This window comes from Maledivibacter halophilus, from assembly GCF_900167445.1.
Taxonomy (GTDB): Bacteria; Bacillota; Clostridia; order Peptostreptococcales; family Caminicellaceae; genus Maledivibacter; species Maledivibacter halophilus.
In genome coordinates, this window is sequence record NZ_FUZT01000003.1 from 181,806 (window position 1) to 196,844 (window position 15,039).

13 protein-coding genes and 1 riboswitch are annotated in these 15,039 nt (G+C 31.9%); of the genes, 5 read left to right on the forward strand and 8 right to left on the reverse strand.

Annotation, left to right across the window (positions count from 1 at the left end):
* Positions 1 to 185: 185 nt before the first annotated feature.
* Positions 186 to 2,414, reverse strand: coding sequence for an SF1B family DNA helicase RecD2 (gene recD2 / locus B5X81_RS06860; protein WP_079490435.1), 2,229 nt, complete (start codon positions 2,412 to 2,414; stop codon positions 186 to 188).
* 499 nt (positions 2,415 to 2,913) lie between these two features.
* On the opposite strand from recD2, the gene B5X81_RS06865 reads away from it, so the two are divergent.
* A complete protein-coding gene (locus B5X81_RS06865) occupies positions 2,914 to 3,132 on the forward strand; it encodes a DUF378 domain-containing protein (protein ID WP_079490437.1) in 219 nt (72 codons plus the stop codon).
* 68 nt (positions 3,133 to 3,200) lie between these two features.
* Here the strand turns inward: B5X81_RS06865 and metK are convergent, their stop codons facing one another.
* A complete protein-coding gene (gene metK / locus B5X81_RS06870) occupies positions 3,201 to 4,391 on the reverse strand; it encodes a methionine adenosyltransferase (RefSeq protein WP_079490438.1) in 1,191 nt (396 codons plus the stop codon).
* 137 nt (positions 4,392 to 4,528) lie between these two features.
* Positions 4,529 to 4,633, reverse strand: a riboswitch (SAM riboswitch).
* Positions 4,634 to 4,696: 63 nt separating this feature from the next.
* Positions 4,697 to 5,164, reverse strand: a complete 468-nt coding sequence (locus B5X81_RS06875; protein ID WP_079490440.1) for a COG2426 family protein — start codon at positions 5,162 to 5,164, stop codon at positions 4,697 to 4,699.
* Positions 5,165 to 5,580: 416 nt separating this feature from the next.
* Here B5X81_RS06875 and B5X81_RS06880 point away from each other — a divergent pair, with 416 nt between their 5' ends.
* Both B5X81_RS06880 and B5X81_RS06885 read left to right on the forward strand, forming a co-directional pair.
* Positions 5,581 to 6,300 carry a tRNA 2-thiocytidine biosynthesis TtcA family protein gene (locus tag B5X81_RS06880; protein WP_139380267.1) on the forward strand — a complete coding sequence of 240 codons (720 nt, stop codon included), beginning with the start codon at positions 5,581 to 5,583 and terminating at the stop codon, positions 6,298 to 6,300.
* A 15-nt stretch (positions 6,301 to 6,315) separates the two neighbouring features.
* Positions 6,316 to 9,156, forward strand: a complete 2,841-nt coding sequence (locus tag B5X81_RS06885) for a phosphodiester glycosidase family protein (protein WP_079490443.1) — start codon at positions 6,316 to 6,318, stop codon at positions 9,154 to 9,156.
* Between the two features lie 161 nt (positions 9,157 to 9,317).
* Here B5X81_RS06885 and B5X81_RS06890 read toward each other — a convergent pair whose 3' ends face one another.
* Entirely contained in the window at positions 9,318 to 9,659 is a 342-nt protein-coding gene (locus tag B5X81_RS06890; RefSeq protein WP_079490444.1) for a hypothetical protein, read from the reverse strand.
* Between the two features lie 282 nt (positions 9,660 to 9,941).
* On the opposite strand from B5X81_RS06890, the gene B5X81_RS06895 reads away from it, so the two are divergent.
* Positions 9,942 to 10,112 (forward strand): Spo0E family sporulation regulatory protein-aspartic acid phosphatase, encoded by a 171-nt coding sequence (locus tag B5X81_RS06895; protein ID WP_079490446.1) that lies wholly within the window; start codon positions 9,942 to 9,944, stop codon positions 10,110 to 10,112.
* Between the two features lie 50 nt (positions 10,113 to 10,162).
* Positions 10,163 to 10,705, forward strand: coding sequence for a spore protease YyaC (gene yyaC, locus B5X81_RS06900; RefSeq protein ID WP_330397346.1), 543 nt, complete (start codon positions 10,163 to 10,165; stop codon positions 10,703 to 10,705).
* On the opposite strand, the gene B5X81_RS06905 is transcribed toward yyaC, so the two are convergent.
* From B5X81_RS06905 to fabZ, 4 genes are all read right to left on the reverse strand, one after another.
* On the reverse strand, positions 10,706 to 11,656 hold the full coding sequence (locus B5X81_RS06905) for an AEC family transporter (RefSeq protein ID WP_079490447.1): 951 nt from the start codon (positions 11,654 to 11,656) through the stop codon (positions 10,706 to 10,708). It lies immediately after the preceding gene.
* Positions 11,657 to 11,684: 28 nt separating this feature from the next.
* Complete coding sequence (locus B5X81_RS06910) at positions 11,685 to 12,863, reverse strand: hypothetical protein (protein ID WP_079490449.1); 1,179 nt, start codon at positions 12,861 to 12,863, stop codon at positions 11,685 to 11,687.
* A 137-nt stretch (positions 12,864 to 13,000) separates the two neighbouring features.
* The gene (locus tag B5X81_RS06915) at positions 13,001 to 14,221 is read right to left on the reverse strand and encodes a patatin-like phospholipase family protein (protein ID WP_079490450.1); all 1,221 of its coding nucleotides are present in this window, start codon (positions 14,219 to 14,221) and stop codon (positions 13,001 to 13,003) included.
* A gap of 283 nt (positions 14,222 to 14,504) precedes the next feature.
* A complete protein-coding gene (gene fabZ / locus B5X81_RS06920; protein WP_079490452.1) occupies positions 14,505 to 14,933 on the reverse strand; it encodes a 3-hydroxyacyl-ACP dehydratase FabZ in 429 nt (142 codons plus the stop codon).
* Positions 14,934 to 15,039 lie beyond the last annotated feature (106 nt).

Here is a 15,039-nt window from a genome sequence, read left to right on the forward strand (position 1 = left end):
TTCGAGCTATGGTAAAACAAATTAAAAGGTCAATCTATACATATGGATAAATCCTAGTTGCATAAATATCTTAAAGATGTATAAATTGAAATCTGACATTGTTTCACCATAATAATTTTGGAAATATTGTTACTTTTGTAAAAATTATATCATATTTATAAGGCTTAACATAGAATATTTATAGGTTAAATTTGTTCTAATAGCTTTTCATCTATAATTCTCTTTAATCTAAAGCTAAGACCAGAATTTCTATTTGAATTCTTCTCGTTTTTTATCATCATATGTAAATATTTCTCCATACCAACTAAAACCACCAGCTCCTTTGCCCGGGTCACAGCAGTATATAGCAGGTTCCTATTCAAAAGCATTGGAGGTCCCCAGCACATGGGAATTACAATTACAGGAAATTCACTGCCCTGGCTTTTATGAATAGTTATGGAATATGCAAGCTCTATTTCATCTAGGGAGGAAAAATCATAATCTACATATTTTTCATCATCAAAGCAAACCGATAAAAGTTTTTCTTCATCGTCTATATCAGTAACATATCCAATGTCTCCATTAAAAACTCCTTCTCCTTCCTTAAAACCGTTTTTACTCTTCCATTTAATATTGTAATTGTTTTTTATCTGCATTATCTTGTCTCCAACCCTAAAAAGCTTGTCTCCAAAAACCCTCTCCCTCTTTTCCTTACTCTTAGGATTTAGTATGCTTTGCAGTTCTCTATTCATATTGATTGTCCCAACCTTACTATTTTTCATGGGAGTTAGAACCTGAATATCCTTCCTTGAATCATAATCCTTAAATTTTGGTAATCTTCTTATACACAATTCCTTAATAGTATGAAGTATCTCATTTGGATTTCTCTTGGACAAGAAAAAGAAGTCTTTTTCCTTTATATTAACTCTTGGCTTTAGACCTTCATTTATCCTATGGGCATTAACTACTATCATGCTTTCCCTTGCCTGTCTAAATATTTCAGTTAGTCTCACAACTGTTACAAGGCCGCTTTCTATTATATCCTGAAGAACATTTCCAGGTCCTACAGAAGGAAGCTGATCAGCGTCTCCCACTAATATTAGTCTGGTTCCCGGTATTATAGCCTTGAGCAAATGATACATAAGAAGAATATCCACCATAGAAACCTCATCAATAATAATCACATCGAAGCTTAAGGGTTCTTCACCATTTTTCATAAAGGCCATACCTGTATTATCATCAGAAAATGAATATTCCAAAAGCCTGTGAATGGTTTTGGCTTCTCTTCCTGTTGTCTCTGTAAGCCTCTTTGCTGCCCTCCCTGTAGGCGCTGCTAATCCAATCTTAAGGCTCTGATCTTCAAATAGCTTTATAATACTGTTTACAATGGTAGTTTTCCCCGTTCCCGGTCCACCGGTTATAACCGTAACACCATTCTTGAAGGCTTCTTCTATGGCCTCTTTTTGCTTTTCCTCTAATATAATATCCTGTTCTTTTTCAATCCCATGAATTTCCTTTTTAAAGTCAAGCTTTGAATCACCAAAAGCTGTATGTGACAATTCGATTAGCTTTTTACAGACACCGGTTTCTGCATAAAAAAAAGCCATTGGAAATACTGCTATATCTCCATTAATATTTTCCTGGTGAATATCTCCATTGATTGTTAAAGTCGTAATACCGTCTTCAACCATATCTCTTTCGACTGCTAAAATTTCAGAAGCCCTTAAAATAAGTTCTTCCTTGATTGCATAGGTATGCCCCTCAAGATTATATCGGGTTAAAGCATATTTTATACCACACATTATCCTATAGGGTGATTTGGGATCTATTCCCATTTTTTTAGCAATGGTATCAGCCATTTTAAAACCGATTCCTATAATATCATCGGCTAATCTATAGGGATTTTCCCTTAAAAGCTCCACCGTCTTATCTCCATATTTTTTAAATATTTTAATTGCATAGGCCATAGATACACCAAATTCACTTAAAAAAAGCATTACTTCTTTAATTTCTCTTTGCTCTTCATAGGCCTGGGCAATTGCCTTAGCTTTCTTATCGCCTATTCCACTGATTTCTATTAGACGCTCAGGATTATACTGAATAATATCAAGGGAATCCTTTCCAAACTTTTCTACAATTCTTTCTGCCATTTTAGGCCCGATTCCCTTAATCAAACCAGAAGCCAGATATTTTATAATCCCCTCTAAATCCGCTGGGGGAATTTGCTTACTGCTTATAACATGAAGCTGCTCACCATATATTGGATGAACAGTTATACTGCCGGTAAAGGACATGGTTTCACCTACATTTATAATAGGTATATATCCTACAACTACCCTTTCTTCTTCTCCAGTATCTATTTCAGCCACCACATATCCGTTTTCTTCATTTCTAAATATAATTTCTCTTACTGTACCTTTAATTTCTATAGACATAAAATCACCACAATAAATAGTTTTTTAGCTCGAACCTAATTAACCCCTTTGCTAGTAAATCAAATTTTTTGTTCTAAAATATTAAAATTCCCGATATAGGAACTAGCACAACAAGTTAATGATTAATTCAATTATATCATAAATAAATATCAAGCTATTTACTCATAGTAATTTAAATAAAGATTATCGATTTCCATTTTTTGTATTTAGAGTTATATTTTTATATGTTTTTTTATATTTAAAATTGGAATAATAATACTTGAAACAAGTTAAAGTATATCAAAATATACTGTCTGATTAAAGATAAACAACTTCAAGGTTTAATAAATTTTGTTTATCTATAGATGTTCCAGTAAAACAATTAATTTATACATATGAAAAATCCCCTAGATGCATTGGATATTTTCATAGGAATATTCATAGGAATAAATTAAGTTTTACTATTGGAAATCTATATAGATACTGGTTTTGAATATACTTATAAAGGAGAGATGAATTTATGGACAGATTAGCTCTTGTATTAGTAATAATAGGTGCTCTTAACTGGTTATTAGTAGGTCTATTTGGATACGATTTAGTAGCAGCTTTATTAGGAGGTTCAGGTGCTATATCTGCAGGACAGGCTTCTGGAATTAGTCGAGTAGTCTATGCTTTGGTTGGTATAGCGGGCGCCTATGCAGTAAGCTTCCTATTTAGAAATAGAGAAGTAAGAGATTAAAAAAAGCGTCTTTACGACGCTTTTTTTGCTGTAATTAAAATCAGAAATCTTATCAGGCAGTTTTCTCTTTATTCTCCCAGAGCTTCCTTTCTTAAAAGATCAGCTTTGTCTGTTTTTTCCCAGGACAAATCTATATCTGTTCTACCAAAATGACCATATGCGGCAGTTTGTTTGAATATAGGTCTTCTTAGATTCAAATCCTTTATAATAGCTGCCGGTCTTAAATCAAAGTTTTTCTTAACAAGCTCTACAAGCTTTTCTTCACAGACCTTTCCTGTTCCAAAGGTTTCAACCAGTATAGAAACAGGCTGTGCTACTCCAATGGCATAGGCAAGCTCTATTTCACATTTATCTGCAAGACCTGCTGCAACTATATTTTTTGCCACATATCTTGCAGCATATGCAGCAGACCTGTCCACCTTAGTTGGATCTTTACCTGAAAAAGCTCCTCCACCATGTCTTGCATAGCCGCCGTATGTGTCAACTATGATTTTTCTTCCTGTCAAGCCTGTATCCCCCTGGGGTCCACCTATAACAAACCTACCTGTAGGGTTTATTAAATATCTCGTACTTCCATCCAATAAATTCTGAGGTGCAATTTTATTTATTACGTGTTGAATAATATCTCTTTGGATTTGTACCTGGTTAACCTCCGGGCTGTGCTGGGTAGAAATAACAACGGTGTCAATTCTAACGGGCTTATCATCCTTATATTCTACCGTAACTTGAGTCTTCCCATCGGGACGAAGGTAAGGTAGCATTCCGTTTTTTCTTACCTCTGAAAGTCTTCTTGCAAGCCTATGGGCAAGGGAAATTGGCAGTGGCATTAATTCTGGAGTCTCATTGCAGGCAAAACCAAACATAATACCTTGATCGCCAGCACCTATGGCCTCTATTCCATTTTCCATTTCTCCCATTTTGTGTTCCAATGCTTTATCTACTCCCATGGCTATATCTGGAGACTGTTCATCAATTGCAGTAAGCACAGCACATGTATCACAATCAAATCCATATTTTGCCCTTGTATATCCAATTTCTTCAATAGTTTTTCTAACTACCTTTGGTATATCAACATAACAGGAAGTAGAAATTTCTCCGGCAACTAATACCAGTCCTGTTGTAACGGTTGTTTCACATGCCACACGAGCATTTGGGTCATGGGCAAATATTTCATCTAAAATAGCATCTGAAACCTGGTCACATATTTTATCCGGATGTCCTTCAGTAACAGATTCTGATGTAAAAAGTCTTTTCAATATTATCTCCTCCTCTTTTAAGTTCCTATGATCAAAAGCGTTTTAGGCCGCGTTTGCAGTTATATATTCTATTATACCCTTACTAATAATGTCAGATACTAAGAAAACCTCTTCTGCAAAGAAGAGGTTTTTATCTTTATTCCTCATCTACCAGAATATATTATTCCGTAGGACTTGGCACCGTGTACTTTATACCGGTTGCCGGACTTCACAGGGCCTATTCCCTCCGTCGCTCTTGATAAGGTGAAACACATTATTGAATTTGTCATAGAAATAGTATCACATAAATCCAAAACAGTCAATATTTTTTATATATTCATTGCTGCCAATTGACTTAAAAATGTTATTATAGTAGCAGCTATTATATTACCAATAAATATGGCTAAAAAGGCATTTCTAATCCTAAAATTAAACAAGGCTGCTGCTACAGATCCAGTCCAAACACCGGTTGAAGGCAAGGGTATAGCAACAAATAAAATAAGTCCAAGAAGACTATATTTTTTTATATTCTTGGCCTTTCTCTCTGTTCTATTTATTAGCCAAACCTCAAGCCTTCTTATTATGGAAATTCTCCTCAGCTTTGCGAAAAAAGGTTTTAAAAAAAATAATAAAAATGGCACGGGAATCATACTTCCAATTATACATAAAACAGCAGCATGAATTGGATTCATTCCCATAGCAATGGCAAAAGGAATCCCTCCACGTAGTTCAACTACCGGTAAAGCTGAAATAAATAGTACTTTAAACTCCCTTGAAATAAAGTCCAAAAAATCCATTTCTCATATCCACCTACCACTTTATAAATATATAGCAAAATAATCTTAATAATGTTTATTATATATAACAAGCTTATGAAATACTTTATAGAATAATTCATAATAAAAAATAAAATAATTTCTTACCCAGTCCTTAATAGAATAATTAAATTAACTTACCAATATCTAACCCTTTAAAATGCAATTAAAGTATATATTTAAAGCTGGTCTTTGTCAATAATATACCAAGGCCTCATATATGTCGAAACATGGAATCTTAGCCCCTATATAAATTAACTCATTGTGCTAGTTCCTATATAGGGAGTTTTAATATTTCCTTTTGGTTTATGTTATAAATTGAAATGTATTTGTAACACTTTCTTAATTATGATAAGTATTATCAATGGAGTATAATGTACATTAGGAGGGGATATAGCTTGAGAAAAATTTTAGGATGCATTAAAAAAGCTGTAAATGATTTTAATATGATACAAGAGGGAGACATAATTGGTGTTGGAGTTTCTGGTGGAAAAGACAGCGTCACACTTTTATATGGATTAAAGCTTTTTCAAAATTTTTCACCGGTAAAATATAAACTCAAGGCCCTATCCTTAACACTTGGATTTGATGATTTTGATTTAAGCCCTATACAAAAGTTTTGTAATGAAATAGATGTGGAGTATATGATTAAACCCACGCAAATTGGAAAAATAGTATTTGAAGAAAGGGAGGAGAAAAATCCATGCTCACTTTGTTCCAGATTTAAAAGGGCCGCCCTTCATAACCTTTGTAAAGAAAACTCTATAACTAAATTAGCTTTGGGGCATCACATAGACGATGGTATAGAAACCCTATTTTTAAGTATGTTTTACGAAGGTAGGATTAGCACCTTCAATCCTGTAACATATCTTAGCAGAAAAGACCTTACAATGATAAGACCTATGATATATGTAGAAGAAAAAGATATAGAAAAGGCAGTGAAAAAGCACTCCCTTCCTATAGTTAAAAGTCCATGTCCAGCAGATGGCAATACAAAAAGGGAGTATATGAAGCAGGCACTTTTAAAATTTTATAGGGATATACCACCAGCCAAACAAAATCTTTTAAATTCTTTAATGGGTACTGATCAATTAAATATATGGGGTATGCAAAAATAAGATTGGAGGATACAAATGTTAAATAAGAAATCGAATAAGAAAAAAATTCTTACTGGACTATTGACTGCTGCTTTGGCATTCAATATTTTTATTACCTTTTCCGCAGCTGAGTTTATAGATATTTATGAGGAAAGGACATCGGAGAATATATCCAAGGGAGTAGTCCATGAAAATATAATGAGATTTACTAATGAGGGTTGGTTAAATATAAATGTTATGAGAATTGACCTTGAGGACAAATATACTTCACTTGAGGTTCTTACCCATGAAGATGGAATATCCAATAGAGATTCCTTGACCAATCTTGCTTCAAAAAATGAATTGGCCAATGAAATTATAGGGGCTATTAATGGTGATTTCTACGATACAAATGCCTTTGCAACAGTAGGACCCATAGTTAAAGATGGTAATCTCCTGACATCATCAAAAAATCATCCTGACTTTGCCACATTTAATATAGACTCAGATAATAATCCATTTATTGATTATTGGAGCAAGAACACCTTAAACATTAGTAATACTAGAAATAACGCTATAATTAACATAGGCCATAAAAATAAGTCCTACATAGACAACAGCGTTATACTTTTGGATAAAAACTGGGGAAATTTATCCTTTGGAATTGAGAAACATGAAAATATAGTAGAAATGATTATTTTAGAAAATAGAGTAGTGGAAATTCGCAACAATTTAGAAGCCATAGAAATTCCTGAAGATGGATTTGTTATAGCTGCAACTGGTCCTTCAAAGGAATATATATTAAATAATTTTTCAGTAAACGACATAGTGTTATTAAATACATCAACACAGCCAGACTTTGAAAAACTTTCTTTAGCAATAGGTGGGGGAGCTGTTATATTAAAAGATGGAAATATCCCCAATGAATTCTCCCTAAAAATCCCTGGGAGACATCCTAGAACCAGTATTGGAATCAGTAAAGATAGAGAAGAAATAATCCTGGTAACAATCGATGGAAGAACATCTTCCTATACCGGTGTAACCCAGAGAGAATTAGCTGAAATATTGCTTGAACTAGGAGCCCATGATGGAATCAATCTTGATGGCGGTGGATCCACTGAAATGGTAGTAAAACCCTTAGGTGAAAATGATATTAATATAGCAAATAATCCATCGGGAGGATTTGAAAGAAGAATAATGAATGGTCTTGCCGTGCTAAACAATAGTCCCAAGTCTTCCCTAAAGGATATTATTATTCAGTGTGAAGATAAAAACATATTCTTAGAATCCTCTAGAGTATTTGAATTAAAGGGATACGATAAAAATTACAACCCAATAGAAATAGATTTAGAAGATGCAAAATGGACGGTAGAAGGTATAGAGGGAGAATTTGATGATAATAAATTTTTCCCCAAAACTACAGGAAATGGAACAATTAAAGCATCCTATAAAGGAAAAACTGCATCTATGGATATAAAAGTAATAAGCAATCCAATAGATCTTTCAATATCTCCTTCAAAAATATTTGCACAGGAAAAAAAGGAAGTCCCCCTATATGCAGAAGCTGTAAACGATGAAGGTTATAGGGCAAAGGTTGAACTGGATGATCTAAATTGGTCTATTCCAGGCAATATTGGTAAAATCCAGGATAATGCTTTTATAGCCTCTGATAAGGTAAGTGCCGATATTATAAAAGCCTCCTTAAATAGAATTAACTCATATATCCAAGTATCAACAGGTTATCGAAAGGTTCAATTGGAAAATTTCGAGGGAAAAAATGGGAGCTTTTTACCATATCCCAATGAAGCAACAGGAAATTATGACATTTCTTCCAAGGAAAAGGAAGGGAACTCATCAGGTAAGCTGAGCTATGATTTTTCTAATATCATTGGCACTAAGGCAGCCTATATTGTTTTCAATAATGGAGGACTTTATATGGCAGAGAAACCTGAAAAATTGGGCTTATGGGTATATGGTGACAAGGGAAATAGTCATTGGCTTAGAGGACAATTAAAAGACTCAGCTGGCAGCTCCTTTAATATAAACTTTGCAAGAAATGTTGACTGGGAAGGATGGAGATTTGTAGAAGCTCCTATTCCCAATAACGCAGTTGCTCCACTAAATCTTGAAAGATTATATTTAGTTGAAACACAGCCAACCTTTGAAGACTCTGGATATATTTATGTAGATGATATGACTGCCTTTTATAAATCTAAGCTTGACAAAGAAATACCAAAGGATAATACCATTTTTACTGACAAAAGAAATATTCCCTCTGAGCTTAATAATGAAAATTCCTTTAGATTCTTAGCCCATGGAAATATTAGTGATATGGATACATTATTAGATAAACTTGTAATAAGGGATCTTTCAACTATTTCTAATGCTATGGATTTAAATGTCTTTACAAATCATATTGATAAAGAATTTGAAGATAAGCTGTCAGATAATTATATAGTTGGAGCTTCAGGTCCCTCACTTTTAACCCATAATAACAGCTCTTTTATTAGGCTTGACAATAGTAATAACGGTATTAGAGCCACAGATTATAAACAGTGGACATGGCTTTTAGATACCCTTAGAAACATAAAATCAGATAGTCTATTTGTAATATTACCGAATCCATTAAACTTCAATGATAAACTTGAAGAAAAATTATTTCTTGATACTTTTAAAAGTCTAAAGGAAGAAAAAAATATGGATATATGGATTCTTACTGGAGGTAATAACGATAACTTTGATATAAAAGTAATAGATGGCATAAGATTTGTCAAATTGAAATCATATCCTCAAAATAACAATATCGATGTATTTGACCAGCTTAAATATATGGTATTTACAGTTAATGATGGATATGTGACATATGAAATCAAAGATATGTACGAAAAAAATAATTAAGATAATTTTATGCTTTAACTTATTATACTAATTTCTATCTGGGGAGTTTTAATATTTTCTTTTTGTTCATTTCATATAAATAAACCTATTTTTATATGAAATGAGGGAAATAATGAAATATTAAAGCTCCCTTAAACATTTCAAAAACTATAAATTAGCAGCTATTTCTTACTCAACATTTCATTTAAAAGCGTAAGCTGCTCATCAAATAAGTTTTCTCTTAAAATTTTATAAATCTCCCTTTCTTTTTTAATGGAATTGTTCATAAGAAGTTTTTTCAATTTCTTTGTATTGTACTTCCCCATACTTTCCAATATATATCTTATTTCCTCTTTGTCATGAATTTCAAAATCACTTATGCTTTTATTGCTATAATATCTCAAAAAATTATCTAATACTTCATCATTAATTATATGAACATTAATCTCTTCATTTAAATCCTTAATTTTCACATTGGATATAAAACCTGCTAGCTGGGGATATCTTTCTGATACGGAAATCATATTTATAGAAGGATGAAAACTCATTATTAATGCTGTTGATCCAAGGGTTATTATAATTATTGATGTTAAATATATTTTTTTAATAGTTTCACCTCCAAAATATAAGAATTATATGTCTCTTTTTGATATTTTTCTCAAAATATTTTTTTCTATTCCTATAGATGACTACTATATATGTAATTCTGTTGAAATTGGTATAGCATTATCATATAATTTAATTAAGGTGATTTAATATATTTATATATTTATTTAATAGTCATAACCACGAAAAGAGGTTTTATTATGGATAATAAGGACAACTTAAGTTGTAAAATTGAAAAACTTAGAAATGAAATTTCAAAAAAAATAAATGAGAATCTAGATAATATAACCATCGATGATATCATTGATAAAAGCAATGAACTTAATAATTTAATAGTTGAGTATTATAGAGAAACAAATAAAAATCATTAATTAAAAACCTGACCCCTTCATATACATCATATGAGGGGGTGTTTTTTCTTTTGATCATAAAAAATATCGACTTAATAAGTGAAATTAAAATTAACTTTCAAGATAAACATGCAATTAAACTTTTATCTGAAAATTTATCTGAAAAATTAGAGGATAATACAGTAATAGTTTGTATTGGCACTGACAGATGTATTGGAGATACTTTAGGTCCATTAGTAGGAACATTTCTAGCAAAGTCAAACTTTAAGTACCCTTTTTATGGAACACTAAAAAATCCAATACATGCAGTTAATCTTAAAGAAGAAATTAGAAAAATAAATAATTTACATAAAGATCCAAGTATTATAGCTATTGATGCATGTCTGGGAGAAGAAAAGTATATTGGTAGTATTCAGATAAGGCATAGTCCTATCTTCCCAGGAAAGGGTGTAGGCAAAAACCTTCCTTCCGTTGGAGATATTTCTGTAGTTGGTATAGTAGACAAATTCACAATTGATGATTTCTTTCAAATTCGCAACATCAGACTTAATTTGGTAATGGAAATGGCTGAAGTGATTGGAAAAAGCTTGATAAAAGCTGCTAAATGCTATTAGCTAAAGGCAGCAGCCAGTGACTATCAAAACAATTAAAGGAATAGTAAATACCGAGAAAAATGTTGATAAAAATACCATCTTGGAGGCCAGATGATAATCATTATTAAATTTAGCTGCCATTATCGCTGCATTAGCAGCAACTGGCATAGAAATAATTATTGCCGGTATAGCCAGTAAATAATTACCAAGTCCTATGCTTTTTAAAATAACTATTACTAAAATTGGTAGTATTACCAACCTTATTCCACATATCATGAAATTTTTCCTTGTAGTAAATACATCTGTAATTTTTACATCTGCTAAAATTGAACCTATAAATATCATAGCCAATGGGGTGGTTAGGCTTCCAACAAGTTCTAAGGTTCTAAATATTGAATAAGGTAAATTTATAGAAAATAAAAAAAGAATAAATCCAATAATTACAGCAATCATACCTGGATTTATAAATTTTTTTACATCTAAACTTTTTTTGCTATCTAATTCATTTTGGATAGTTTTTTTGTTATTCCTTGTTAAAATATGTACCCCCAAAGTCCATATCAAAATATTAAAGGGGAGATTATAAAGAGCCGCATAGAATACCCCTTCATCCCCCATTAAAGCTCTAATTACTGGATAACCCATATATCCAACATTTGAAAATATTATAGCATATTGAAATATATCTCTATCTGTGCCCTTTATTCCCATAAATTTTGTTAATCCAAAAGAAGAAAGTATAACCAATATATAAACTCCCACTGAAATAATAATTAATTTACCGCTTTTAATCAAAACTTCAGGGGAAAAAGAAAAATTCATGGCTGTAATAATAAAAGCAGGCAGGGCCACATTCATTACTAGATTACTCAAGTCCTTATTCATATCATTAGATATTACTTTCATTTTTTTTATAACATAGCCTATAACAATTAGCAAGAATAGTACAATTACCTGATCCAATATAGCCATAATTTATCTCCTTTATATATAAAACCTGTTATCCTTCATCATCGAGAAAATCGAAAAAATCTTCATATCCACTATGAACAAATTCATATAAAAGGGGAGCATCTGTCTTAAACTCACCTTCAAAATCGATTAGCAGCTTAAAATCTTCTCCTCTAAAATATTCCTTAAGCTTTTTTAAATTTTCCTCACAAAAAGTACTTACAGCCAACTGTCCTGATGTGGTAACAAAATATACAGCAAAAATATCGCTATTGAGATAATATAATGGATTCTTTACATGATCATTGTTTGGATGAAATTCAGTATATAAAAACCCCGTTTGGTGAACATTTTGCATAGCATTGGGCTTATCTCTATCTAAAATTTCAACAAGCTCTATAAGTTCATCTGTTGAATATATCAAAATATATTCAGGTCTCTTGAGCTGAAAAGTGGCTTCTATAGAAGATATTTTCATTTTATCGTTAATACGAGCATCAACTACCTTAGGTATTCCATCAATTTCCTTAACTGCAATTTCAGAAATTATTAACTGATATCCTTTATCCAAATCTATCAAAGATTCTACATTATAGTAATTAACGTCATCATCGGAATGTGAGAAATTCACTACATTTTTAATTAAAGTCAAAGATTTATTGGTTGGATCAAACTCTTTCATTTGATCCTCTGCCCATAGAAATCTTTGTGCTTTTTTATCATTTCCAACAGCCCTCATTATGAAATAATTTACCATTTGATAATCATTAACTATTTCTTCGCAAACCTTATGCCATAATTTAGATTCAATATCTTCATCAATTTTGGCATCCTTATTCAGTAAAAATTCATATTCTTCTAAACTCTGGGGTAGTTCTTCATCATTTCTAATATTAAGCTTAAAGCTTTGATTAAGTATATATATGACTTCCCTTTTATATATACGTACAAATTTTCCCCCAAGACCGCCCATCATTTTGGATGAAATAAAGTTTATTTCTTCTTCACTTGCATTCATCATACTTTCATATCCGTCAATACCATACTCCTCAAAGTCAAGGTGAAAAAATTGAACATACTCGTTACCTTCTTCAGTTTCCCAATAAAGCTTCATTCCAACTACACCCATAAGTCTAGTATTTGTAACAAATCCCTTTTTAAATTTATATTTGGGCTTGGAGGTTTTTCCCCCTCCTCCCTTTATAACCTTAAATTTATCTTTTTTCATCTAATTACTCCTTATTTTTCAGTATCTACTTCATTATATTCTAACATATATTTTTGTGAATATATAGTGAAACAAATTAAAAGGTAAATTTATACACAATAAAGAAACCCAAAAGTATCAATATTTTAAGACAATATTTAAATTGTAGGATTCGAAATAAAGTCCTTAAACAACTCGTTTATTATTTCATCCAGAACATCATCCTTAACAGTTTTCATTAATAAATCGCTTTGCTTGAAAAACCTTGGTATTATTTTAGATACATTACTTGTTGATGGCTTAAATCTAGTCAGAACTTTACCCTTAAAATCTTCAAAATTATATATCTCAAATCTTTTAACACCATGTTTCTCTGCTATTCTTTCATATATTGCTAAAATAATGTCTTCATACTCCCCATCTCTTCCTATATTTAAAAATTCACTAAGCTTTGGAATTATATATTCAAATAACATTCTTCTATAGGGCATATCTTCTATTCCCAAGATCCTCCCAATCCTCAATACCTTCTCCTTATCTAGATTTATAAAATAATTTATAAAATAATCTTCATCTTTTTTAGGCTCAATATAATATTTATTTCCCTTTAGTTTATTAAAGGCTTTCAAAGTATCAAAATAGCCAAGCTTTAAATTTCTTCTTGCCCTCTCAGTAGTAAAATCCAAAGTCATGCCAAGATCATCGGAGGGAGTTATATAGGTAATATTAAATCCCTTCTCCCTAACCCGCCTCATCCTTCCAATTCCATAGAGCCTAACTGCTATCAAATTCCTATATCCCTTGGATAACAACAGCCTTATAGGTAAATTATCGTAAAATCCGCCATCCAAATAAAGCTTTCCTCTTATTTTTTCCATCTTAAATACAGGTAAATGTGCGCTGGCAATCAGATAATTTATTAACTGTCCATTAGGTATATCTTCTATATAAAGCTCTAGGGGCTTTAAATCTGTTAAAGAAACAGTTACCATTCCAAAATCTTTTTTTGAGCTCCTAATAATATCTTCATTAATATATTCCTTTAAAAGAGTCTTTAGTGGTGTTATATCAAGCCCTCTATTGCCCAATAATTTCTTTAGCTGATTTATAATATAATGGAAATTATCCGGTGTAATATCAAATTTTAAAAGCTTTTCTAAAAGCTCATCTTCTATATTTATAACCTTTGAAGGGGACATATTGTACCATATATCATAGCATCTTTCTAATTCATCCTGAGCAATTATAGCGCCATTTAATGCTCCAACAGATGTTCCAGATATGCCATCTATATCTATTCCCATCTCCTTAAGAGCCTTCCAGGCTCCTATTTGAAATGCTCCCTTTGCTCCTCCACCTTCTAATACTAATCCGTACATAGAATCACCTCACTTTTGGCCTACAGTTAATAGCCAGGAGTTAGTTTTACTGGAATATCTATCTCTCTATATAGTATAACTAAAACCTAATAAATTGACTACAATAATTATAAACCATTTTTCCCTTTATATAATTATATGCTCTTTCCATGATAATTGCTAAAAATATTAATGAAGCTATTTTCAGAGGGTATAAAGGGCAAAATTATAACGTGACAAAAGACCGATCCTTGTCACGTTATTAATAAGTTTAAATGGGCAAAGGGGATTTATTACCTTGCCCCTATTTATCAACTAAAGCAAACTTAATTACCGCTTTGCATGCCACCTTGTCCCCAACATAGGCCACAGCCTCTCCTTTTCCTATTCCCCTTCTTAAGCTCACCATTTCCACTTCCATTCTAAGTGTATCTCCAGGGACAACCTGTTCTCTAAATTTAACATTATCCATGCCTGTAAATAAAGCAAGCTTATCCTTATACTCCTCCATAGATAATACTGCCACTGCTCCCACCTGGGCCATTGCCTCCACCTGAAGCACTCCGGGCATTATTGGGTTACCTGGAAAATGCCCCTGGAAAAATGGTTCATTTACTGTAACACTCTTTATTCCAACAGCCTTTTTTCCCGGCTCCATTTCTATGATTTTATCTACCAGTAAAAAAGGATATCTATGGGGAATGATCTTTTGTATTTCTACACTATTTAACATTATTACTACTCCTTTTTCTCTTTTAAATTATTCTGCCTTGTTTTTATATACTATATTCTTCTATGAATAACTAACATTAGAATTTAATATAAATTTCTTAATCAAA